Origin of the sequence: Amycolatopsis sp. TNS106, from assembly GCF_019330265.1 — a bacterium.
Taxonomy (GTDB): Bacteria; Actinomycetota; Actinomycetes; order Mycobacteriales; family Pseudonocardiaceae; genus Amycolatopsis; species Amycolatopsis lurida.
Genome location: NZ_CP024973.1, coordinates 23,704 through 47,054 on the forward strand (window position 1 = coordinate 23,704; position 23,351 = coordinate 47,054).

The 23,351-nt window shown below is 68.9% G+C and carries 21 protein-coding genes; 5 read left to right on the forward strand and 16 right to left on the reverse strand.

What is annotated here, in order from left to right; genetic code table 11:
- Positions 1-46 precede the first annotated feature (46 nt).
- On the forward strand, positions 47-619 hold the full coding sequence (locus CVV72_RS41060; protein WP_219154738.1) for a hypothetical protein: 573 nt from the start codon (positions 47-49) through the stop codon (positions 617-619).
- 294 nt (positions 620-913) lie between these two features.
- The gene (gene mobF, locus CVV72_RS41065) at positions 914-5,761 is read left to right on the forward strand and encodes a MobF family relaxase (protein WP_219154740.1); all 4,848 of its coding nucleotides are present in this window, start codon (positions 914-916) and stop codon (positions 5,759-5,761) included.
- Between the two features lie 313 nt (positions 5,762-6,074).
- Here the strand turns inward: mobF and CVV72_RS41070 are convergent, their stop codons facing one another.
- The 6 genes from CVV72_RS41070 to CVV72_RS41095 form a co-directional block, all read right to left on the reverse strand.
- Complete coding sequence (locus CVV72_RS41070; protein WP_219154742.1) at positions 6,075-6,920, reverse strand: hypothetical protein; 846 nt, start codon at positions 6,918-6,920, stop codon at positions 6,075-6,077.
- Between the two features lie 59 nt (positions 6,921-6,979).
- Positions 6,980-8,008: a nuclease-related domain-containing protein gene (locus CVV72_RS41075; RefSeq protein WP_219154744.1), complete on the reverse strand. Its 1,029-nt coding sequence runs from the start codon at positions 8,006-8,008 to the stop codon at positions 6,980-6,982.
- A gap of 283 nt (positions 8,009-8,291) precedes the next feature.
- Positions 8,292-10,010, reverse strand: a complete 1,719-nt coding sequence (locus tag CVV72_RS41080; RefSeq protein WP_219154745.1) for an alpha/beta hydrolase — start codon at positions 10,008-10,010, stop codon at positions 8,292-8,294.
- Positions 10,007-10,348, reverse strand: a complete 342-nt coding sequence (locus tag CVV72_RS41085) for a hypothetical protein (RefSeq protein ID WP_219154747.1) — start codon at positions 10,346-10,348, stop codon at positions 10,007-10,009. The genes CVV72_RS41080 and CVV72_RS41085 overlap by 4 nt, the downstream gene beginning before the upstream one ends.
- Positions 10,349-10,596: 248 nt before the next feature.
- On the reverse strand, positions 10,597-10,947 hold the full coding sequence (locus CVV72_RS41090; protein ID WP_219154750.1) for a hypothetical protein: 351 nt from the start codon (positions 10,945-10,947) through the stop codon (positions 10,597-10,599).
- A 56-nt stretch (positions 10,948-11,003) separates the two neighbouring features.
- On the reverse strand, positions 11,004-11,645 hold the full coding sequence (locus CVV72_RS41095) for a hypothetical protein (RefSeq protein ID WP_219154753.1): 642 nt from the start codon (positions 11,643-11,645) through the stop codon (positions 11,004-11,006).
- 190 nt (positions 11,646-11,835) lie between these two features.
- Between CVV72_RS41095 and CVV72_RS41100 the strand changes: the two genes are divergently transcribed.
- Entirely contained in the window at positions 11,836-12,447 is a 612-nt protein-coding gene (locus tag CVV72_RS41100) for a GNAT family N-acetyltransferase (protein ID WP_219154754.1), read from the forward strand.
- Here the strand turns inward: CVV72_RS41100 and CVV72_RS41105 are convergent.
- Positions 12,444-13,076: a hypothetical protein gene (locus CVV72_RS41105; protein WP_219154756.1), complete on the reverse strand. Its 633-nt coding sequence runs from the start codon at positions 13,074-13,076 to the stop codon at positions 12,444-12,446. The genes CVV72_RS41100 and CVV72_RS41105 overlap by 4 nt on opposite strands.
- A gap of 953 nt (positions 13,077-14,029) precedes the next feature.
- Here CVV72_RS41105 and CVV72_RS41110 point away from each other — a divergent pair.
- On the forward strand, positions 14,030-14,230 hold the full coding sequence (locus tag CVV72_RS41110) for a hypothetical protein (RefSeq protein WP_219154758.1): 201 nt from the start codon (positions 14,030-14,032) through the stop codon (positions 14,228-14,230).
- A gap of 42 nt (positions 14,231-14,272) precedes the next feature.
- On the opposite strand, the gene CVV72_RS41115 is transcribed toward CVV72_RS41110, so the two are convergent.
- The 4 genes from CVV72_RS41115 to CVV72_RS41130 form a co-directional block, all read right to left on the reverse strand.
- Entirely contained in the window at positions 14,273-15,538 is a 1,266-nt protein-coding gene (locus CVV72_RS41115) for a hypothetical protein (RefSeq protein ID WP_219154760.1), read from the reverse strand.
- A gap of 151 nt (positions 15,539-15,689) precedes the next feature.
- Positions 15,690-15,950 (reverse strand): hypothetical protein, encoded by a 261-nt coding sequence (locus tag CVV72_RS41120; RefSeq protein WP_219154761.1) that lies wholly within the window; start codon positions 15,948-15,950, stop codon positions 15,690-15,692.
- 14 nt (positions 15,951-15,964) lie between these two features.
- On the reverse strand, positions 15,965-16,411 hold the full coding sequence (locus CVV72_RS41125; protein WP_219154763.1) for a hypothetical protein: 447 nt from the start codon (positions 16,409-16,411) through the stop codon (positions 15,965-15,967).
- A 59-nt stretch (positions 16,412-16,470) separates the two neighbouring features.
- Positions 16,471-17,583, reverse strand: coding sequence for a hypothetical protein (locus CVV72_RS41130; RefSeq protein ID WP_219154765.1), 1,113 nt, complete (start codon positions 17,581-17,583; stop codon positions 16,471-16,473).
- Between the two features lie 282 nt (positions 17,584-17,865).
- On the opposite strand from CVV72_RS41130, the gene CVV72_RS41135 reads away from it, so the two are divergent.
- Entirely contained in the window at positions 17,866-19,392 is a 1,527-nt protein-coding gene (locus CVV72_RS41135) for a DUF6292 family protein (RefSeq protein ID WP_219154768.1), read from the forward strand.
- A 196-nt stretch (positions 19,393-19,588) separates the two neighbouring features.
- Here the strand turns inward: CVV72_RS41135 and CVV72_RS41140 are convergent, their stop codons facing one another.
- The 5 genes from CVV72_RS41140 to CVV72_RS41160 form a co-directional block, all read right to left on the reverse strand.
- Positions 19,589-20,335: a hypothetical protein gene (locus CVV72_RS41140; RefSeq protein WP_219154771.1), complete on the reverse strand. Its 747-nt coding sequence runs from the start codon at positions 20,333-20,335 to the stop codon at positions 19,589-19,591.
- Positions 20,336-20,647: 312 nt separating this feature from the next.
- The gene (locus CVV72_RS41145) at positions 20,648-20,839 is read right to left on the reverse strand and encodes a hypothetical protein (protein ID WP_219154774.1); all 192 of its coding nucleotides are present in this window, start codon (positions 20,837-20,839) and stop codon (positions 20,648-20,650) included.
- A 407-nt stretch (positions 20,840-21,246) separates the two neighbouring features.
- On the reverse strand, positions 21,247-21,648 hold the full coding sequence (locus tag CVV72_RS41150) for a hypothetical protein (RefSeq protein ID WP_219154538.1): 402 nt from the start codon (positions 21,646-21,648) through the stop codon (positions 21,247-21,249).
- A gap of 122 nt (positions 21,649-21,770) precedes the next feature.
- A complete protein-coding gene (locus CVV72_RS41155; RefSeq protein ID WP_219154539.1) occupies positions 21,771-22,301 on the reverse strand; it encodes an RNA polymerase sigma factor in 531 nt (176 codons plus the stop codon).
- Between the two features lie 328 nt (positions 22,302-22,629).
- On the reverse strand, positions 22,630-22,845 hold the full coding sequence (locus CVV72_RS41160) for a hypothetical protein (protein ID WP_219154541.1): 216 nt from the start codon (positions 22,843-22,845) through the stop codon (positions 22,630-22,632).
- Positions 22,846-23,351 lie beyond the last annotated feature (506 nt).

The following is a 23,351-nucleotide window of genomic DNA, read 5'->3' on the forward strand; positions in this document are numbered from 1 at the left end:
GCGGATCTGGGATGGGGTGGTGCGAGCGGGCCCTACATTGCTGGCTATGCCTTCTGGTCAGGTCTCGGTCTGGGTGCCGATCGTCGTCGGGATTATCGGCTTGGTCGGGGTCGTCACCGGCCAATTGATCAACAGTCGTCGGGAAGACCGGCGGTGGGAGAGGGAGGCGGCGAGGGAGGAGTTGCGGCATCGGCGGGAAAGTGAACGTTTGGCCGCCGAGCGTGCCGACGCGATCGCGATGCACTGGTTGCAGGAGCGCAAGGACACCTACGCTGGACTGCTCAAAGAGACCGAAGAGTACTTGGGCGCCCTCTTGAAGTACGTGGAGGCGTTGGAGCGCAAAGACCCCGCCGACGAGTTTCAGGCCAACATGAGCCAGCGACGCCACGCCGCCGCGTCTTTCCAAGCGGCCGTCGACATTCTGGCGTCACCCCGGCTACGAGCGGCCACTGACGACTTGATGCGTGCGACGGTGGGCGCACATATCACCGTGGCATCCCACGGTGTGGACGGTCAATCCCGGTCGATCGCACTGACCGAGGCCCATCGCGCCAAGGAAGCATTCCTTAGTAACGTCCGCGCGGAACTCGGCGTGGACAGTCCTGCGGTTGATGATTGACCGACCAGCGTGCCCGTCGCCGCCATCGACACTCGCCCAGCTCGCGCGCCGCGACCGCCACCGACCCGCAAACTAGACCCGAACCCGGCAGTCGACCCGCAAACTAAGGCCGGAACCCGCAAGGTTCACGCGGACAGGACAGCTAGCCGGTGATCAACTTGCCCGTACGGCGCCCCTTTGCGACACACCACACCTCTGGCACTAAAGTGTGCGGATGCAAATACGCTGGTCAGGGACGGGGCGTACGGTGGATCTTGAGGGGTAGGGAGGCCCCGCGAGGGTTGGGGGACCCGGATGACGATGACGTGTCACGTCCTGCACGCGGGGGACGGCTACACGTACCTGACCGACCAGGTCGCTTCGTTCGACATGGAGCGCGAGCCTGGGCAGTCGCTGGCGGACTACTACCTGGCCTCGGGCACCCCGCCGGGCCTGTGGGCCGGGTCGGGGATCGCGGACCTGGGCATGTCCGGCCAGGTCACCGAGGAGCACATGCGTGCCCTGTTCGGCGAGGGCCTTCACCCGGACGCGGACGCGATGGTCGCCCGCTGGATCGACGCCGGGATGCCGTACGCGAAGGCGATCGACCGGGCCCGGCTGGGCCGGCGGTTCGCGCCGCCGAAAGGCGACAAGAGCCCGCTCGGGGTCGCCGTGCAGGAAGGCTACGACCGGTTCGCGGTCCTCCATGACCGCCGTCCGAGCGTGGTCGAGCGCCGGGAGATCAAGGAGAAGATCGCCGCGGAGATGCTGGCCGGGCCGGGCGGTACGCCGCCGGAACCGGCGGTGGTGCGGCGCTTCCTCGTCGACGAGCTCGGCAAGGCCGATCAGCCCGTCACCGGTTTCGATCTCGTCTTCACCCCGCCGAAATCCGCGTCGGTGTTATGGGGCCTGGGGAAACCGGACGTCGCGCAGGCCATCGAGGAAGTTCACGAGCAGGCGTGGAGGACGGCGCTCGCCTACGGCGAACGCGAGGCCGCGTTCACCCGCATCGGCGCTGGCGGGGTCGGGCAGATCGACACGAACGGCTTCGTCGCGGTCGCGTTCCAGCACCGCGATTCCCGCTGCGGCGACCCGAACCTCCACACCCACGTTGTGGTCTCGAACCGCGTGCTCGGCGCCGACGGGAAATGGCGGACGATCGATTCGCGGCAGCTGTTCCGGGTCGCGGTGTCGATGTCGGAGACCTACAACGCCGCTGTGGAGCACGGCCTGACCGAGCGGCTGGGCGTCGCCTGGCATAACGTGCCGAAGCCCGACGGGAAGCGGCCGGTGCGGGAGATCGCCGGTGTCCCGGACGAGCTGATCACCGGGTTCTCCAGCCGTCGCAACCAGGTCGAGACCAACTACGAGCGCCTCATCGGCGAGTACGTGCGGGCCTACGGGCACACGCCGTCGCGCAGCGTGCAGATGCGCCTCGCGCAGCAGGCCACGCTGGAGGACCGGCCGGAGAAGGCCACCGCCGGAACGACCCTGGGCGAGCAGCGCGATGCCTGGCGGGCGGCGGCCGAAGGCATGCTGCCCGGCCGGAACCTCGACCTGGTGCTCGCCGCGACGATGGGCCGCGCGGCCGCGGCCGCCGAGCCGGTCGAGGTCGGGCAGGTGGCGGCGACGGTGGTCGACGTCGTCTCGCGGCACCGGTCGACCTGGTCGGTGTATCACGTGCGGTCCGAGGCGATCCGCCAGCTCAAACCCCATCGTTTCGCCTCGGCCGCCGACCGCGAGCGGGTCACCGAAGAGGTCGTCGCCACGGCGCTGGGCACCGAATCCATCGAGCTGTCGGTCGCCCTCACCCCGCCGCCGCCGACGCTGCTGCAGCGCGCCGACGGCGAGTCGATCTACCAGCGGCACGGCGCGACCCGCTACACCAGCACCGAGATCCTCGACGCCGAACAGCGCCTCCTCGACGCGGCCCGCACCACGGCCGGCCCGGTCGTCGCGGCCCGGGACGTGCACGCGGCGATCGCGGCGCACGAGGCCAGGACCGGGCGGGCGCTGGATCCCGGGCAGCGGCAGCTGGTGGAACAGTTCGTCACCTGCGGAAAAGCGCTGGCGGTCGGGATCGGCCCGCCGGGGGCGGGGAAGTCGACGGCGATGCGCGCGGTCCGCACGGCCTGGCAGACCACCGGCGGCCGGATCATCGGCCTCGCTCCCTCGGCCGCCGCGGCCCAGGTCCTCGGCGCCGAGCTCGGCGTCCAGGCCGACACCATGCACCGGCTGGTCACCCTGCACGCTCACGGCCGCGAGATCGACCTGCGCGCCGGGGACATGGTGCTGGTCGACGAGGCCGGGATGGGCGGCACCCGCACCCTCGACGCCGTGCGCGCGATCGCCGCCGAACGCGGAGCCGTCGTCCGCCTGGTCGGCGACTACCGCCAGCTCGCCGCCGTCGAGGCCGGCGGCGCCCTGCGGCTGATCCACCACGACCACGGCGGCACCGAACTGACCCGCCTGCACCGCTTCCGCGACCCGGCCGAAGCCACCGCGGTGCTGCAACTGCGCGTCGGCGACAAGGCGGCGGTCGGCTTCTACAGCGGCCGCGGCCGCCTGCACGGCGGCACCCGGACCGCCGTGCTGGACCAGCTCTACGCCGACTGGAACACCGACACCACCCTCGGGCGGGCGTCGATCATGATGTCGGACTCGACCGACGTCGTCCGCGAACTGTCCGGGCGGGCGCAGACCGATCGCCGCGGCACAGGCGAGGTCGAACCCGGCGGGGTGCGGCTGCGCGACGGGATGACCGCCGGGGTCGGGGACCGGATCGTCACCCGTGACAACCAGCGCCGCCTTGCCCTCGGGCCCACCGACTACGTGAAGAACGGCGACCTGTGGGACGTCACCGCCCGCCACGACGACGGCTCCCTCACCGTCCGGCACCTCCGCCACCGCGGCGAGATCACCCTCCCCGCCCCGTATGTCGCCACCCAGGTGGAGCTCGGCTACGCCGCCACGGTGCACCGCTCCCAAGGCCTCACCGTCGACGTCTCCCGCGGCTACCTGACCCCGATCGCCGTCCGCGAAGCCGCGCTCGTCGCCCTCTCCCGCGGCACCGAGGAGAACCACGCCTACCTCGACACCGACACCATCCTCGACCACGGCGAACCCGGAACCCTGCCAGGCGAACTGTTCTACCGGCACCGCAACACCGACCCGGCCGCCGCGGCGATGACTGCCATCCTGCGCCGCGAAGGCGCCGAACTCTCGGCCACCGAACACCTGCGGAACGCGCTGGAGGAACCGTTCCGGCTCGACGTCGCCGTCCCCATCTACCTGCACGCTCTCGACGTCCACCGCGGACCCGACGCGTTCGTCGACGCCGAAACCTGGGTGCACCAGGCGCTGCCGGCGTACGCCGACGAGATCCTGCTCGACCCGGCCTGGCCCGCGCTCGCCGACGTCCTGCACCAGGTGCGTGACACCGGCGCCGACCCCGTCGACGTCCTCGCCCGCCGCGCCGCCCAGCGTCCGTTCGACGACCCGGCCGACCCGGCCCACTCGATCGCGCAGGTCCTGCACCACCGCCTCGAACCCGACCTCCCCGCCCCGGCGGACGGCGCCGATGCGGCGGGGGAGCGACCGGTGCTGCTGCCCGGCTGGATCCCCGAGCCCCCACCGGTCGACCCGGCCGCGCCCCGCGAGCTCGCCGACCTGCAGGAGTGGCTGGCCGAGAAGGCCCGCGAGCTCGCCGACCGTGTTCGCCGCCTCGGCGAACAGGCCGCCGAGGCGGGCCCGGCCTGGGCCGCGCACCTCGGACCCGTCCCGCTCGACGCCCTCGACCGCGACACCTGGATCCACCGCGCTGGGCAGGTCGCCGCCTACCGCGAACGCTTCGGCGTCCCCGACGACGACCCCGAACTGCTCCCGCACACCACCGCCGACACCGCACGCGCCTGGGTCGCCCGCCACCTCGCCGCCACCGAGCACACCCCGCTCGTCGACGACCCCGTCGACGTCGACGGTCACCTCCTGGCCGCCACCGAACAGACCGATCCCGGCCAGAACGAGGAACCGGTCGAGGCCATGTGGGAGCGGATGGACAGCTGGCGCGCCGAACACGAGACCAGCTACCCCACCGAGCACACCGACGTCGCCGAACCCGCCATGACCCGCGGAGCCGAGCTGGCCCTGCGGCTCCGCCACACCCACCTGCAGATCGAACTGACCGGCGCCCGCATCGCCGGAGACACCGAGCGGGTGCAGGAATTGCTGGCGCAGCGGGAAGAGTTCGACGCCGCCCATCCCGAGCTCGTCGCACGGATCCGCGCCGAGCACGAGCAGCGGCAGCAGCAAGAGCGGGAGTGGGAAGCCGCCTGGAGCGAGCGACCGCACAGCGTCCTCTCCGGTGACGAGATCGCCGCGGCGATCGCCCGCGAACAACGCCGCATCGAGAAGGCCACCCAGGCCCGCCAGATCCTCACCCGCCGTCTCGCCGACCTCGAACCCCAGGTCGCCGCCGGCGCCGGGCCGCGGGTGCGGGACCTCGACGCCCGCGTCACCGCCCTGACCGCCCGCGCCGACCTGGCCACCCAGTACGACGGCCTCGCCCGCGAACACCAGAAAGCCGCGACCGAAGCCCGCGTCGCGACCGCGAACGCCGACGACCGCGCGCGGAAAGCCGACCAGCTCACCCGCTGGGACGCGCTCCGTCACCCCGGCCTGCGCGGCCGGCTGACCGAGGAAGCCGCAGACCTGCGCGAAGCCGCCACCCAGGCCGACGCCGTCGCCTCTGATCTCCGCGCCCGCATGAACGCCCTCAGCCAGCGCGACGACGACCCCGGCAGCCTTCACCGCGCCCGCGCCGAAGCCCGTCTCGCCGTCGACAACCACGACCGGGACCGTCAGACCGCCCAGGCCGCCGACCAGCGCGACGTCGACGACCTCCACCGCCAAACCGACCGGGCCAGCCACATCGTCGACAACGCCGGCACCACCCTCGGCGAACTCCGCGACGAAGCCGACCTCCGCACCCGCATGCCCGAGAACCAGCACGCCGCCGAAGACAACTACCGCAGCACCGAACGCGGCCTGCAGGCCGAACGCGCGCTTGCGGCCGCGCAACGACGCGCCGCACGCCAGGACGAGCGCTACGACCCGCACCGCTACGGCCAAGACCGCGGCCACGGCATGGGCATGGGCCGGTAGCCCCAGCGCTGTCGAAGGTAAGTAGCACATCGGATCGGCGGTGATACTTCGTCGACCTCAGGTATCACGATTCGTCCGGCGGTATGCCAGTACCGGCTCAGCCGCAGGTCCATGGGGCCAGGCGACGTCGAGGACCGCTTCCGCTCCGGGTACCGCTGACCCTGCCGATCAGCCTCGTTCTCCGGGATCCACTTAGCTGGATCCCCCTGTGACCAGGCTTTCCGCAGCTCACACCGCTGTGGGGACTCCGGCGGTTACCCAGACTCCCTTGCCAGAAAAGGAAAGTGAGATCGGCTGCGGCGATGCGGCGGACTTAGGACTTCCTACGCAGCGTTCCTGTACTCAGCCACTGGACCAGAAGAACAGCCGCGTGCACCGCGGCCTCGGCTTCGGCCTGGTCCTGATCGCGGGAGTTCTTGCTCCCGCCGTGACGGGACACCTGCCCGGTCCACAGCCGCGCCATCAGTTCCATGACCGGCTCCGGGCCGCCCGGTGTCGCGTTCGCGCCGATCAGCACCGTCTCCCACTTCGTGGTGGCTTGGCGAAGATGCGCGATGACGGTTCCCAGGGTCGCCTTGTCGGTGCTGGGAAGCACGAGCGGGCACGCGACCTGTTCGACCGCGCGGATCGCTTCCCGGTACGCCGTCGTGGGATCAGGATCTGGCCGGTACGTGTGATACCAGGCCTGCTGCAGCAGCTTCGACGCCGTTGGCTCTGCCGCCTGCACGGCCTCCTTGAAGCTGCCTTCCATCGTAGGATCGACCCTGGAGGTCAACCCGAGCATGTTGTCGGCGACCTTGTATGCAGACCGTCCATAGCGCAGGTACTGATCCAGGTCGGTGACGTCGTCCCACTCGACCACGCCGGGGTGCTCGGCCGTCAGTTGCAAGATCGCATCGATCACGACCAACAGTTCTTCGCGCGGCGCGTTGTAAAGCAAGCCGTTGTAGGTCGTATTCGCGTGGCGGGGCCATCCCAGCGAGATCACCACCGCTTTGGAAAGTCTTCTGCTGACGTCAGGGTTGCCCTGTAGTGCTTCGCTGATCCAGTCCCGCAACGGAGTTACCAGATGGTCGGGAACACCGGCCAGCAGCACATCGTCGAGTGGTTTCCCGGCGAGTCGGTCATCGAGCCGCTGGAAGGGGCGTGGAGCGTTCATCGGCGCACGGTACCCGTTACCACCGACAAGATCGGCACGCTGAACAAGCGAGTGGAAGCTCAGCGTCCGGCGAACATCTGGTTGACGAGGATCGCGGCGGTGATCCCGATTGTGCAGATCAGGGTGAGCGCGATCATCAGTCCCCAGGGGATCCGTCGACGTCTTCTCTCCGGGCGTTCGGATGGGAAGGGCGCAGGCCTCGCCGCCGGGCGTGCGGGCGGCCGAGGTGGCACGGCGGGCCGCGGCTGCGGAGCCGCTGGCGTCGGCGGGGTGATCGGGTCGAAGACGAAGTCCGGCGGCGGCTTCGCCGGCAGGCCAGGGGAGCGCGACCACGTGTTCGTCGAGGTCGAGGCGGTCCTGGCCGGAGTGCTGGCCCGGGAGCGGCTCGGGGCCGGTGGCGGGCTGCTGGTGCGCGGCGGTGGCACCGTCGGCGGTATCGGCGCGGGTGGCTGATCGAGGAAGCCTTCGGCGAGCAGCTCGGCGCGCTCCGGAGCGAGGTGGCCCAGCGCCAGGACGCGGCAGGCGGCCAACACCGTGTCGGCGGTCCAGGTACCGCCCCGGTTGGTGACCCTGCGGATCACGCGCCGCAGGTCTTTCTGGGTGGCCAGGGTGACGTGGATGCCGAGCCCGGCCCGGCCGGTGTCCCCGAGCTGGAGACCGCGTCCCTGGGGGACGAGCACGACCAGGCCGGTGACGAAGGAGTCCTTCGCGCCGTCGATCCCGGCCAGCGCCGCCTTCGCCGCATACACGCCGGCCTTGACCTGATCGCCCGGGGTGAGCCCGGTGAGGGTGTGCACGGCGGCCGGTTCGCCGTCGACGGTCCACGCCCCGTTCGGCGGAACGGTCAGGACGCCCGGCTGTGAGCGGACGAAGCCCTTCACCTCGAGGACGATCAGCCCGGCCGGGGTGAAGATCAGCCCGTCGACCTGCCGGACCGCCGTCTTCTCCGGCACGTTCACGTTCACCAGCGCCAGACCGGGCAGGTGGTACTCGCCCGTCCAGGACGACAGCAGGGTCACGACCCGCTCCTCCGCGCCGGACAAGCCGTGCGCCGTGGCGCCGGTGCCGCGCTGAACCTGCACCAGCACCGTCGATCCCTCCTCGCGGTCACCGTGTGACACAGTCCCGATCCCTCGTGTGATCGACGGTACGAGGCAGGCCAGGGCGGTATCTGCGTCCGAACGGGTGGGCCCGCCAGACGACGACCGTTCATCCCGTCCGGTGCGAACTGTCCAGCGGGTAGCCGGGCATGATCCGTTCGCCCGGCAGCCCGCCGGGCGGGTGGGTGTGTCAGGTGTCGGCCCGGGGAACCGGGCCGACACCTGTTCTTTCGGACTGTTTCCTCGTGGAGCTGGAAAAGGTGCGTCGTGCTCAGCGTCCGCTGATGATCCTTCCCATGTGGTCGAGTGCGGGGTTGCCCGGATCCCAGTAGCTGCCGTGGGCGCTGATGGGGTTGTACCACCCTGCTTCGAAGGTTTGTGCGCCGAAGTGGGATTCGGTGGGTACCTCGCCCAGGCCGCTGAGTGCGAAGTCATTCAGAGGGCCGAGGACGGTGATGGGATCGCCGTCACTGACGGTGGCGTGGACGTCGGTGACGGGGATGCCGAAGGCGCTGGCGTGCTCGGCTCCCGCTCCAGGGCTGGCCACGAACACCACCTCATCGGCCAGTGGTGCCTCGGGCGTGAGGGCGGCGGTGTGGCCGACGACGGTGCTGCCGTAGCTGTGCCCGAGGACAGTGGTGTGCAGGTTGGTGTTCGGGTTGTGGCTGAGTTCCAGACCATGCTGGAATTGCTGCAGCGTCCCGCTGGCGTCGACAGCGAACTTCATGGACGGTGCGTCGTGGACAAGGCTCTGCGGTGCGTCGTAGCCGAGCCAGGTGATCACCGACGTCGAGGGGGAGCCAGCCCGATTGGCCGCGTCGAACATCTCGTCCGAGCGGCCGAAATCCGCCCCGACGGTTTCGATGTTGGTGGTGGTGCCCGGGACGTACGTGGCGACGTTGGCGGCGGTGTCGGGGTTACCGCGAGCGAGCACGACGTGCCCTTGCTTGTTGTCCAGGTCGAACTCCAGCAGGTAGTACTCGCCGGGAGTGGCGGGATTGCGGTCCAGCCGCCGCTGGATGTCGTCCACGGTCGCGAGTTCCCTGCCCACCTCGGCGAGCCGACCTTGCTGGTTGATGAGCACTTTGCCCTCGTGTGACCTGGCTACGTCCGGGCGCAGCTGCCCGTCAGGACCGTAGAGCGGGTTGTTCTGCAGTGCCTGGGTGAGTGTGGCCTGCTCGAGCAGCAGGTCGTGGCGGTGACGGGTGAGGTTGAGGCGGTTGGCGTCATCGCGGGCCCAGGCAGGGAATCCGTCGCGGCGGCCGACGAGGTCGGGCCGCTGGGAGATGAGGTTGAGGCGTTCGCTGTAGGTGAGGGTGTCCCAGTAGGCGGCATTGATCGTGGCCCAGTTCGGGTTGTTGCTGGCGATGTGCGGCGGCGGCAGCAGCGGCAGGCCGGAGCTGGTACTGCTGGCGGTCGCGGCGGAGGCGAGCACGATGTTGTCGTCGTTGGCGTACGTGCCGGGGTCGACGACCTTGCCGGAGAGGACCCGGTCCAGTACCGAGCACAGGCCGTCATCGATCGCCGTGGCCACCCGCACCGTTTCGTCGACACGGCAGCGCAGCTCGGTCTGCGCCACTCGGCGTTCATGCATCACGGCCGTCATGTCAGCGGCGTCGCGCACATGGTTCACGGGAAGCCCGGCGTCGATGATCTCGCCGGCGGGGGTGATGGTGAAGAAGTGCTTGGCCGCCAGGTGCTGGGCTTCGGCGATGGCGTGCTGGATGCCGATGATCGCGTTCCCGGTATCACCGAGGATCCGGTTCACCGCGGCGACCTCAGCGGCGTGTTCCTGCATCTGATCGATGATCGTGTTCACTCGCGCGTTTGCCGCGTCGGCAGCCTCGCCGGTCCATCCCCGGGGGGCGTTCATGTCACGAAGGTCGTCGCCGACCGCAATCAGCTTGTTGTAAGCGATGTTCATGCCCCCGACCGCGTTCGTCAGTGGCCCCGACATCCACGCTTCGAGGTTGCCCCAGGTCAGCGTCACGGGATCAGCCCTTTCGGGGTCGGGATCTTCTCGACGGGCGGGGCCATTCCGATGCCGTGCAGATCTGCTTCGGCCTTCTGCTCGTTCTGGGTGTACTTCACCGCGGCGCGGGCAATGTTGTCGGCGTGCGAGTTCAGCGTCCGGGCGAACTCAGCTTCCCGCCCTTCCCACGCCTCCCGTACGGCCGCCAGTTTCGCCACCGCCGCCGCGCCAGGGATCCCGGCGTCCCCCGTAGGTAGCTGATTCACGGTGTGCACGGCGCGGACCTCACCAGCGGCGTGGGACGCTGCCTTCCCGGTCTTCCTGAGCGTCGCGATCTCCACCGCAAAACCTGTCACCGAACACCTCCACTGAGTGATCGAACATGTTCACTCGGCGACACTACGGAGAGGTGATTCACGTAACAACGAGTAGTTCTACTCACCCCGGAGGGAGCGATCGCCCGGCTACACACGAGAAGGCAGCGCTGGGGTTAGAAACTGTTCGGTAGCGGTCCTCAAACTCTGTGAACGTGCCGCTCAGCGGCCGGTGACATACGGAACGCGCATTGGATCATGACCGTGTTGACAGATCATCTCGGACAAAGTCAGAAGAGGGCGAGCTGGGCATCGGGACGGCGGCGTTGCTCGATGCCGCCGCATCGGGCGCAGGTGACCTCGTCGTCGGTGGGCTGAAGGCTCTGTGGGTCCCAGCCGTTCAGTCCGGCTCCGCAGACGGGGAGCCAGTCGCCGGTGACCAGGTGGATCGTGCCGGATGGGGCGCGGCCGCGGGCACCGGCGTGCGCGGCCGCCCACGCCTCGGGTGTCTCCGGATCGGCGATTTCGGCGGGCCGGTGGTGAGTCAGCCGACGACGGAACGGCCCCAGCGGCTCCCGCGTGTCGCGCGTGAACGGGAGCGCGAACAGCGTCGGCGGTTCCTCGGACTCGGACACGGCCATGATCTCCACGGTCGCAGGCCCCGCCGGCGGGAACCAGCGGCCGTGCGGGCGAATCCTCAGGCTGCGGCGGTGTGCTGCGGGTTGATCCGGTACATCCGGGCCCGGAACCGTTCCTGCTCGACGGGGTCGCGTTGCACCGCGACGTGGCAGCCGGTCGCCAGGTCCAGGTGACCCCAGATCCCCTTGTTCTCCTCGTCGTGAAGCCAGCGGCCGCAGACCATCACCGACACCGTCCGGCCGGGATCGGCGATGGCGGTGACCTCGTGGTAGTCGCGGGCGAAGATCCTGTTCACCGAGCCGATGCCGTTGACCACGCTGCCTTTCTGCATCAGCAGGCCGGACACGGTCCGGTGCCAGTGTTCGTCCTCGTACTCGCCGAGCACGGGATAGGCCTCCATGACCTCCCACGGGTGTGTGTGCGGCCGCGAGGTCTCCCCGCGGCGCAGGTCCGGCCGGAACCAGATGTTGATTTTCACCGTGAGATCCAGCGTCTGGGTCACGACGAACTCGGCCTTGTAGCCGAGCGGAACGCCGGTGTCGTCATCGTCGGGGCCCGGCACCAGCCACCACCGGGTCGGATCGATGAACTCCTCCCGGGTGAGCGCTGGCAGGTGCGGCGCGTGGCGGGCAAGGCCTTCGGTGGCCGCGCCGAAGAGCTCTTCGTCGAGGGTGATGCCGGGAATCACGGTGATCGTCATGGAGTGCTCCTTGAACGTGAGGGTGAGCAGGTCTTCCGCGATCTACGTTCGCTGAAAAAACTCGTCCTGATCAGGGGTTTCCTGTTTCCAATAGCGGCAGGAAACCTCAGGAGACCCGGCAGCGGCGAGCAGCCGTCCGGCCAGAAGCTGTTCGGCACCGGACAACCCACGGGTCGAACCTGTGTTCGACGTGGCGCATACTGCGGTCATATCCGCTCTGTCGCCGCACAACCCCTTCGCGAACAGCGACAACGTCGTGCGGCCCGCGGTGCGGCATAGGCGGTGTCTCAACGGGCACGACCTCGAGATCGCCGGACGGAGCAGCAGCTACGACCATGAGCTGTACCTGCCGACCGGGGCCTGCGAACTGTGCTTCACCTTGCGGTTGCCGCGGTGGAGCTGGCTGGAAGTCGACCTTCGGTTCCGGGACGAGGCGCCGACGACGTCGGCCGCGCTGTGGTTGGCCGCGCGGCCGCCGCTCGTGCGCGGCGGCGTCGGCCAGATCATGCTGCAGCTGTGGGGCACCACCATCGCGGACCTCGACGTGCAGATGTGTGGTCCCTGCCGCGTGGGGGTGGTCGAGCAAATCCGGGTCGACACTGAATATCTACGGCGGGGGATCGGCACCGTTCTTCTGGCCGCGGCGCTGGTCCGGGGCCGCGGCTACCGGTGGTCGACGACCACGATCGACGACACCGTGACGGCGCGAGCGTTCTGGGCCGCCCAGCAGCTTCCCGACATGACCCTCGGGGAGCCGAGACGGTGCTCGGACATGCTGGCCGTCGACGGGCACACGGTCTAGCCGTCGGCGGGGGCCCGGCGTCGGTAGGCGGTGGTCGCGCCCGCGCCCGCGCTGGTGACGACGAAGCGGTCCTGGCCGAGCGCGGCGGCGAACTGGGCGAGGCGGGGGAGCAGGGTGGCGTCGTCGGAGTGGACGAGCAGGCCGGACTCGCGGTGCCACTGCGGTTCGCCGTCGTGCAGGATCCGCACCGAGCACAACCGAACAGGCCAGGCCCGGACGCCGGGGACGTCGTCGACGAGCCGACGGCGGGTCTCATCGGCCGGGTACACCAGCGCGTTCTTGTCGTAGCCGCGGCGCAGGCCGAGCGGGATCGTGATCGCCGGTGCCGGTGCCGGCGGGTAGCGGCGCCAGCCGATCCCTGTGGTGAACAGGTCCACCAGCTCCTCGTAGAGGTGGATCTCGGGCGTCCCGAACAGCACGCTCGGATCCCGCACGAGCGTGAGTTCGGCGACGTCGCCGTCGCCGCCCCGGACGGCGGCCGTGATCGGCAGGGATCGCAGCCGCGCGGCGGTTTCCAGTGCGCCGCACACCGCGTCGAAGCTGTCCAAGGGCACCTGCAGGCGGCAGGACCAGGCGCCCGGCGCGGACGCCGACACCGTGTAGGGCTCCGTCGTCGAGATCGTGGTCATGCTTTCCATGATCGGCGCGCCCGGCCCGTGATTCCAGGACAAAAACAGGCCAATACCAGGACGCAGACGGGACGCCGCCGAGGCGTGGGACCCCGGTACTGGTTGCCGCTGGTGTCCCACCTGCATCGAGACCACTGCCACGGCGAAGGTACGTCGCCGCTCGTCCGGTCGTGTCCACGCCTGACCGGTAGATATTTTCTGCGCGACGAGTGGTCAGCACGGCGGCGGACCGCCGAGCAGGTACGTCGGTGTTCTCGCAGTTCAGATGGAGTACGTCGGAGCTGTCGTACCACGGAAATAGCAACCCTTCGAAGCAGGATTGCCCCGCTCTGATCGGTCGGGCATAAGTCGCCGGACCGCATAACGTGAAACTAGCGCTGTTTGCCGCTATGACGGCCGTGAGGGGTGCTCCCGCAGCAGCTCAGGGCCATAAAGTGAGCCAAGGCCACCCTGGTGTGAAGAACGAAGATCGGGCGGCCTCCCCATGCGCGGGGAGGCCGCCCGTCCGGTTCGGGACGCTCGAACGTCACCGTCCGGGTGCTGTCGATCGACGCGTACGCAGTCGATCGGCGGCGTCGCCCTTCACCGTGGAGCCGCTCCGTCACCGCAGCCGAATTCGGCCTGGCAGCTTGTCCGGCTGCGGTCTACAAAACTCCCTGTAGGGGAAGGACTGCACATGACGATAAGGCCTGATCGTGGCGTCGTTCCAGGTTCGGACGACGACCGAACCTGTCGGGACGCCAGGCGGCAACACGCCACGGAAAAAGCGTCAGCCGGGCCAATACACCCGCGATACAGCAGCAAAAGAGGCCCGTGGACGTGCCGACGAGCGGACGACGAGCGGCATCGACACGGTCTGACCTGGACCAGGACGCTGGCCTCGTCTTCTGCCCGTTCGGGGGCGGCGAGGCCCGCGGATACCCGCGCGGCAGGCTGAAGGGATTCCTGACGCCATGTGGCCCTGGTTTCTCGGCGGCTACGCCGTTTTCATCGCTGTGCTGGTCGGTTACGCCGCCCACGTCGCGCTGTCCCGGCCGGACAAACAGCACCGCGCCGACGCCTTCCGTGTCCTCAAACTGATCTGGGGCACCGCAACCGGCGCTGGCGGCCTCGCCGCGATCACGATCCGTCTCCACGACCTCGGACTCCTGTGATCTCCACGTTCAGGCGCGAGCACCTGACACCTGTTAGGCCTTCTATAGAGGAACCGGCCTTCGAGGTGACCACAATGGACGGTGTGGAGGCGCATTTCCGGGTTCATCGGTGGGATCGGCCGGTCGCGAGGTTGTCGGTGATCGCGGTGGTCGACGACCGGGTCGCGGTGGCGGCACGGGCCATACAGCGCGCGTTGGCCACGTCGGGGGGTTCAAGGGGACATCGCCGAAGGAGCCTGGCCCGGGGCGGAAGTGGCGCTGCATGTCCAGCGGGATCTTGGGCGGGGTTTCAGTGATCGCGAGCCGGTAGACGGCGTCGGCGCCGTCGAACAGCGGGGTCAACGGCCGGAGGACGATCCGGTCCGGGGGCGGGCCGTCGAAGGTGGTCAGGACGTCCATCAGGGCGGTGGGCAGGTAGGTCCAGGCACGGCCCGGCCAGGTCTTGAGCTGGAGCTGGACGATGGAGGCGTTGAGGAACTCGTCCGGGGTCTTGCCCGTCGACGGCGGGGGAGCGGAGTCCTCGAGTTCGGCGATGACTTCGACACCGGCCGCGAGCGGCGAGGTGATGATCTGCACGTACACGCGCTGGTCGGGCAGCAGGACCGCGGACGCGCCGCCGTTCTTGCCCGCCCGGGCGACGTCGCTGTCGGCGATCCGCCGGGCGTCGTCGACGGTGGTGCCCGGCTCGGCGGTGTTCAGCCGGATCTGCGCGTCCAGCAGGGCGTTGGTGAACGCGATGTCGCGTTCCGCCCCGACCCAGCTGGGCATCTCGTGCTGGGGCTCGGCCACCAGCCGTCCCCGCGGTGGCCACTGCGCGATCGGATGGTGCAGGACCGCCGCGGCGATGGTGCCCGGGGCGGGATCCGGTTGACGCACCGTGACCGCGCGGGTGGCGCCGTCGCGCATCAGCGGGTCCTCCCACCGCAGCGGCCGCCGCGCCGACACGGTCACCGCCGTGTCATCCGGGTCGGCGTCCACGGCGTACAGCATCACCAAGACCGGGCCGACCACGACGTCGGAATGAGTGTCGGTGTCCGGGCGTGGCTGGATCGTCACCGGCCACGGCGGATCGGCGGCCGCGGCGAGCTTGTCGGCGACCGTGCCGGCCAGCGGCCCGCCCCGCCACAACACTTGCACCAGCGGCCCGTCCCAGCCCTTCGTGCGGTGCTTCCGGAACTGATCGTGCAGTTCCGGGGCGAGCATGGTTACCGCGACCTGATCGGCGGCCCCCAGCGGAGCTCGATCCCCCGACCCGGCCTGCAGGGTCAACGTCAGCCACCCCACCACTGCAAGCACGTCGTCGCTCATCGCCGGTCCTCGGATCCATCCGTCACGGGACCCACGCTAGTGGCGGACAGGTCGATAGCCGCGGTCTTCGCGTCGATGGGGAGGGCGTCCAGGCCCTCGGCCAGGACGGCATCGCCGTATCGGGCGTCCCACATGTGCTCGTCCTTCGCGATCAGATGATTTCGGAGGCGTCGATGACGTCGATGGGGTCGATCCGGGCCGCTGTCGCGGTGTCCAGCAGCAGGTAGCGGTTCTCGGTCTGCGGACCGGCGCCGCGGCCCCAGTCCACCGTGCCGAACGCGGCGCTGGTGACCACGCACGTGTCGCCGTTCGGGGTGAGCACACCGATCGGCAGGTCCGGCGGGATGTCGGCCAGCAGTTCACGGAGCTGCCCGGCGGTCATCACCGTCGGCCCGGCTTCGTCGTCGGACATCGCGGGTCTCCGGATCAGTCGTTGCCGAGCGGGTAGATGATCTGCACTGCGCGGTCGAGCGCGATCTGGGCCTGCGCGACGGCGTGCCTGGCCTCGCGGATTCGGACGGCGGCGTCCCGGACGGTGGTCACGGCGCGCTGGTCGAGCTTGCCCGCGCGCTCCGCATACGGGGTGGCCTCGTGATACAGCGTGGCGTCGCCCGCCTGGCGGTCCATCGCCTCGGCGAGGTGGTCGAGGACCTCGGTCTGCATCGCCGCGGTGGACGAGGTGTGGTTGAGGATCCGGCGGGCGATCGCCGCCCACGCCACGGTGTGGTCGTATCGGGTGGCGTTGGCCAGGTAGCGGGTCAGTTCCCGGCTCGCGGCCGCGGCGTTGATCACCGACTCCGGGGAGTGCGGGCCGTCGAAGGGGAAGGTCTTCTCCACCCAGCCGTCGACGTCGAGTTCCATGTGGTCAGTCACGGGTTCCTCCAGCTGATCAAGAATCTGTTTTCGGGGACGCGATCGAAGTCGGGACCGGGTCAGGACATGTTGCGGCGCGCGGTCGTCCAGTCGAAGACGGTGAGCGGCGCACCGGCGTGGTCGAGGATGGTCAGGCCGGCCGCGGCGAGCTCGGCGAGGGACTCGTCCATCTCGGAGCCGAGGTAGATCCCGGGGACGTCGGCATCGGAGGTGTGCAGGGCCCAGTAGCCGGGCGAGTCCTGCTCCGGGACGGCGGTGATGGTGCCCTCGGCCAGCAGCCGAAACCACGTTGGCCAGTCAGTCTCATACCAGCGCGGCCGAGCTGGCGGGGGAGGAAGGCGCAGTTGCTGCTCGGCGAGGGCGCGGTACTGATCGCGCTGCGCGGCGTCGAGTTCGTGCCAGGTGCGCAGCGGATGAGGGGTGGCCAGGTGGCGATCCTGTTCGCGAAGAGTATGAGGCTGGGGTGGGTTCACCCAGATCTCGGTGAGCCAGTTCTCCATCGCGAGCAGCGTCGTCACACCGTCGTCGGTGCTGCTTTCCAGCTTCAGGGCTGAGCGGTCGGTGTCGCGGGCCAGAAAGATCGTGTAGTCGAAAGCGCCGGTGGCGGCACGGGCCTCGTCGACGGAGAGCGCGTCCCCAGCCAGCACGTCGCTCAGGACCTCGCGGAAGGCAACCTTCGCGCGGATCCAGTCCGCGGTGCTGGCATGCGCGGCGTTGGCGGCGGTCAAGGCCTCGCGGAGCCGTTTCAGCTCGGCAGCCCGGCTGGTCCGTGCGGTCCCACGCCAGCTGCGCTTGCCGCCCAGGCGCCGGTACCGCTGCTGCATCGCCTGCTCGCTGCCCCCGCCCAGCAGCTGCTCGGCCAGCATCGGCCACGACATGCCTCGGTCCCGGGCGGCTTCCAGCAGCCCGCGCTCGATGTCGTCGATCCGCTCGCGCAGTTTCGGGGTCAGCAGCAGCCCGGCCAGCACGTCCTCGACCGGCACCTGATCCGAGGTCGGCATGCCCCGCTCGCGCTGCATCTCGTCCCAGTCGCCGTGTGCGGCGAACAGCAGCCCGGACAGCGCGTCGAACGCCGAGACGTCCTCGGGATCCCTCCCGCGCAAGGCGTTGCCGGAGTCGTAGCGCGCCAGTGTGTCGCGCCATGACGTCGTGATGGGTTTCGGCTCACTCATGTTCTCAACGTATCCATTGGGTTCATGGTTTCCCAACTGATACGTTGAGAATCCACCCGTATGGAGTCTCGCGGAACTGTCGGTGCGTGGCGCTACAGTGACCCAGTGCTTCAGGGGCCGCCGCACGCTGGCCTCTCTCCGAGCCGAATCCCCGCCCACGCCGGGACCCGGTGACCGAGGACAAGTAGCAGAGCTACCGTGCCGCACCTCGTGGTTTTCGTGGCCGATCGACGTCCGCGGCGAGATGCGTGGGATCACCGCCGCAGGAAACGAGCGATCACCATGCCCAGCAACGAACTCAAGCGCGCCGCCCGCGCCTACGCCGCCAAGCACGGCGTCAAATACACCGAAGCGCTGCGCGCGGTCAGCGCTGGCCCCGAGCGTCCCGCCGACCGCGTGCGCGCTCTGGTCACCGTGACCGCGAACTCCGACGGGACGGTCTCGCCGCGCCGGTGGGAGATCGTCGTCGACGACCCGCGCACCGAAAAGCCCTTCGCCGAGTGGGTCTACGGTGCCGAACGGTTCGGGACGCGGGTCGACGAGCTCGCCGACGTCCACGGCTGGCGCCGCGCCCCGGGCGCCGAGTGGCCGGTCGAGCCGACCTCCGATCCGGTCGTCGTCGAGCTGGAACGCAGCGAGGTCGGGCAGCGCAACGACGAGGTCGAGACGATCCTCGCCGCGGCCGGGGTGACCTGGCACGAGGCCTGCGAGCCATACATGGCCGCGGTCGCCCACGAGCTGGAGCGGGCCGGGATCGGCGTGAAGGAGGCCTTCGCCGCCGGGAACGAACCCCGCGACGGCGCGGTCGACCTGTCCACACCGCTGTCCGACCACAACGTGCAGCTGGCCTGGCGCGAGGACCAGGGCTGGTACTACCTGTCGTTCCCACGCGGCGAGACCGCCGACGGCGTCATCGACCTGCCGGTCGGGCACCTGGCCGAGCCCTACGACGTCGCCACCGCGTTCTGCAAGGCCATCGACCATCCTGTCCGGTCCGAGCGGCCGGACTGGCGGCCGCCGGCCGACTACGACCTCGACGCCGTCGCGCCGGACGAGTCGTGGGACGTCTCGCCCGCGCTGGAGCGGGCCCTAACCTGCTACACCACCTACCCCGGCTGGACACCCGCCGCCCCGGCGCCCACGCCAACTCCGGAGCCGGTCCACACCCCGCGCGATTCCTTCGACCCGACCGCGTACGACGTGATCATCGTGGACCCCGTCACCGGCTGCTGGCGGGCCTGGTCCCACGCCGAGGACACCGTCGTCCGGCCGGAACCCGAGCTAGCCGACGACGGCGAATGGATCTACGACGACGTCCGCATTGCCGACGAACTCTTCCCCAACTACGACGGCGAACTGGCGATCGGGACCGGGCGCGCGGACGTCACACCGTGGCTGGCGAACCGGCCCGCGCCGACCGGGTCGCAACACGACAACAGCGACGACTGCCGGGTCTGCAACGACTTCCACAACTACGAGATCCCGACCACGCTGCAGACGCTGGAGCACCGGGGACACCAGATCCGCGCCGCCTACGAGCGGCTGCGCGTCCTCGCCCCAGGTGCCGGAGCCCGGGTTCTGGCCGAGCGCGACGGTGACGTCCTGGTCCTCACCCTGCGGCTGATCGACCCGGCCACCCGCATGCTCGGCCTGCACTGGCGATCCGACAGCCACGACTGGAAAGCCATCGTGCAAACCGACGGCGCCCCCGGCGAGGAGCACCAGGTCGGGACCCTGCTCGACCGGGCGGACTGGCAGCCGTACAAGGTCGCCGTGACGATGGAGCGGTACGCCGGCTACCACCGCTGAACCGCCTGCACGACGAGAAAGGGGGCTGCGCGGCGAACATCCGCCGCGCAGCCCCCTTTTCGTGTCGTGGCCTGTCAGCCCTCGCGGTTCGCCATCCGGATCAACCTCCCTCGAACGCTGCTGGACCTCCAGTGTTGGTCACGACGTCGATGTCGGCACAGGCCCCGAACGAGGGAAGATCTGCCGCAGCGCCGAATCAGACAGCAATGAACAACTGCGGCAGTTGAGCCAGTTCGTCCCGAACAGCAATGTGCTGAAGCCGACGTTGATGCTCGTGCTCAACCGCGGCGCGGTAGCGCGTGTACAGCTCGTCGGTGGTCGCGCCCAGTTTCGCGATCTCTTCGGCGAAGACGGACATGGCCGCTTCGTGCCTCGCTTTCGCCTCGCTCACCTGGTTGGCACCAAACTCCGAGGTTGAGCCGCCGTACAGGCTCTCGGCCTGCGCGAGCTTCTCGCCGGCGCGAACGACAGCACGGCCCTGGTCCGGCAAGGCTATGTAGGCAGAGAAGTCATGACCTGTCGTTACCGGGATCCCCTCCCAACCGGCCACCATCAACTTCTGCACGGGCGGCTTGCCCTCGAAATACGGCGTGTTACCGGTGGACAAGAAGTCGTAGATACAGGACGCGGTGAAGTCGTCCGCCTCGTCGGGTCGGAAGCGATCGAAGGAAGGCTTGATCTGCACCAGGCTGCGGCGCAAGTCGCTGCCGTCCTGCCAGACGATGTGCCAGTGTTCAGCGGCATTCCCGCACTTGTCGGGGTGGTAGTTGACGACGCCCCAGGGCTGGCCAGCCAGCGTGCCGTCGTCCAGAACGAGAGGCTGCTCGAGCAGCTGCCGGAACACCGCGAGCGTGACCTGCTTTCCGGAGACCGTCAGAGTCTTGATCTCCACACTCGCCGTGGCGATCGCGGCGTTCTGCACCGTTAGCGTCGGCTTCGGCATCGCTCCCCCTTCAGATCATCAAGTCGAGATCGAATGATCCCGCCCGGCTGAATCCCCTGCGGGGAGCACCAACGCGTGCCTTCACCACGCCACCCGAACGCCGTAACGTCAAGCAGGCCAGGCGCTCGTCGAGCAGACCCGCACCGTCTCGTCGATGTCGGTGGGCAGCTCTTCGTGCACCGCGGCGAATGTCGACTCAGGCTCGCGCGGTAGCCCTGGTCGTAGCGGCGGAGCATGTGTCCGCGCCGACAAGGTCGAGCAGGCGTGCGGCCCGGCGTGCCTGCGTGACGAACTCGCCCCGCGAGGACGTGGTCAAGGCAGTTCGCGGTTGAGTAGGACGAGCGCGCAGCTGGCCGCGGTGAGCCCGGCCAGGATGGCGGCGGGGACGTTGTGGCCCGCGAAGAAGGTGAGCGTGCCGACGACGACGCCGATAACGAAGGCCAGCAGCAGAAGTACCGCGCCACGCAGGTCGAACAGAGGCGGCGGTGTCGTTTGCTTGGGCATGAGGTTGTTCCTCCTGGCGGCGCTCGGTTTGGGTTCTTCGCTTGAAGGAACACCGGCAGCCGCGGGAACGTCATGTGCCCTGGAAACGGGAACAGCCCCGAACCGCTTCCCAGGTTCGGGGCTGTTTCCTGATCATGTGGGTTTCGGTCGCTGTCCCCAGCGGTCAATAGCTAGGGCGGCGGCCGGGCGCCGCGTGGGCGCTTTCCTCAGGTCAGCAGCGTTGAGGTGTGTAAAGGGCTTTTCGACAGGCGCGAAATGCGTGTACAAGGCTCATTGATTTCTCCATCGGGCACTCTTCATCTGGGCTGTGGTTGGTTGTCTTTGTGCTGTCTGTGAGGGGTGTGAACCGGCGCTGCGCTGCTACTCCCCGTCGCAGCTCCCTCCACTTACAACTCCGGTTCGATGCTTCAGGCGAGGATGTACTTCACGTACGCGGCCGCCGCGGAGTCACCGAGCCTCGCCGCCCGGTGCCACCAGTCGATCGCGTCTTCCTTCCGGTTCATCAGTTCGAGAAGCTCCGCCACACGCCGGGCCGAAGCCGCCTCGCCCAGCTCGGCGCGATGGGTGTGGAACTCCAGTTGATCGAGCAACAGCAGGGTGTTGTTGTCCCCGACGGCGATGGTGGTGCTGCCGTCATCGATTGGCCGGGCCTCTCCGTTCTCAGCGGGGAAGCCCAAGGCGTCCGAGTGGTGTGGACCGAGGGGATCGGTCGCACGCACCGCGTTCATGATGCGCGCGACCGATTCCTCCGGGGCCACCTCGGTGTGACGGGCAAGGTCGTCGGCGCGTCCGCGCTGATCAACGCCCATTGCCACTCCTTAGTGTTGTGTACCTTTTCGCGGATGGGTTTTCTCTATTATTTGGATATTAATTTCGGAATTATTCAGGTACGAATTTCAGGGTGTGCTATTTAGGTTTTCGATGTGCTCATTTAGTCGGGAGTCATGAGAGGACGCAGCAGCCGCATGCCCGCTGTCTTGTAGTTGCGGCAGGTGCCTTCCGCCAGGTCGAGCATCTCGGCGACCTCGGCCATTGGCCTGGCCTCGATCACGTTGAGCCGGATGACCGACTGGATGGGGTCCGGCAACGCCGCGACCGCCTCCCGCAGGGCCATCCGGTTGACGATGGCGTGTTCCTCGGCGATGAACTCCGTCTCGGCGCGGATGTCGGATTCCCTGGCCACCGGCCAGTTCCCCTTGGTCCGCCAGTAGTTCTTCGCACAGTTGTCCAGCGTCCTGAACGCGTAAGCGTGCACCGAGACGATGACCTCGCTCTTGTCCGGCCAGGCCCGCCATAAGCGCAGGTACGTCTCCTGCACCAGATCGTCGGCGAGGTTCTGGTCCCCATCGGTCAGCCGGACCGCGTAGCGGCGAAGCGGACCCCTGGTTCCCCGGACGAACTTCTCGAAAAGCTTCTCCTCGGCGTCACGGTCGAAGGAACCGTCCGCCCGCTCTGGGCGCACCCCATGCGGGGCTGCCCTGCCGACCCGCCGTCGCGACCCAATGGATGCGCCTCGGCGTGCTGGGGCCCGGTCCATGTACCGGCTCCCATCTCTCCGGAACTGCCTTGCTCCCCTCACAGGGGCACAAGCACGGGAAGGACCTGCCAACCCGCATAACCCATAACGCGGGCACGACCGGAAACCTCACACGCCGATCGCAAGATCTTTCCCGGGCTCCGGTGACCACGGTGATTCGGGTCGACGAGGTGTTCGGAAAACGATCATGTCGCTGCGTAAAGGGTGGCCAGAGAGGCCCGGCAGCGCACCGGCTGCCGGGCCTCTCTGGCCGTCAGGTCTGGTCGTCGACCTTCTTCTCCGGTCTCCGGTTCCGGACGGCCCGGCTGACCACGAGCAGGTACGGCAGCACGATGACGATGACCACGACCGGTGCGACCGTCGGTGTCCGGACGGCCAGAAACACCAGCGCGGTCAGGAGGCCGAGCAGGAGCACCGTGACGGGGATGAGCAGCCGGACCGCGCGGCGCGTGCGGTCCGCCGTAGCCAAATTAGTTGGTACGAGCCGGTCGGCGAGAAGCACCGGCGTTCCGCCGACGCCGGCTGGAGCCAGCGACCAACGAGGATGGGCCGTTTGCGGGCATGGACACTCGTCGAGGACGCGCACGGCGTAGTGCGCTGGCCGCGGCGGTGAGGTCCTGGCGGCCGCCGCGCTTGTAGACCTTCCAGAGGAACACCAGGGTGGCCAGCAGGCTGAGAAGGCCGCACCCGCTCGTCGTCACGACCACGATCGCGGCCGTCGTCACCTCGCTCATCTCCTCGAGTCCTTTCCTCACCACCGCGACCGGGGCGGCGAGGGCCTGGCGCGGGATATCGTCGAGGACTTCTATATGGCGGCGGGCTGGCCTGCGCACGTCGTGAGCTGCGGAAAAAGCCACTGAAAAAGTTCCCGCCGAGGCGTGCGCTCGGCGGGAGAGGCCCATATAGAAGCGAGGGTCGTTGTTCACTCCCCAGTCCGGGAAGGGTGCGGCCCATGTTCGTGCACCGCGAGGGCGC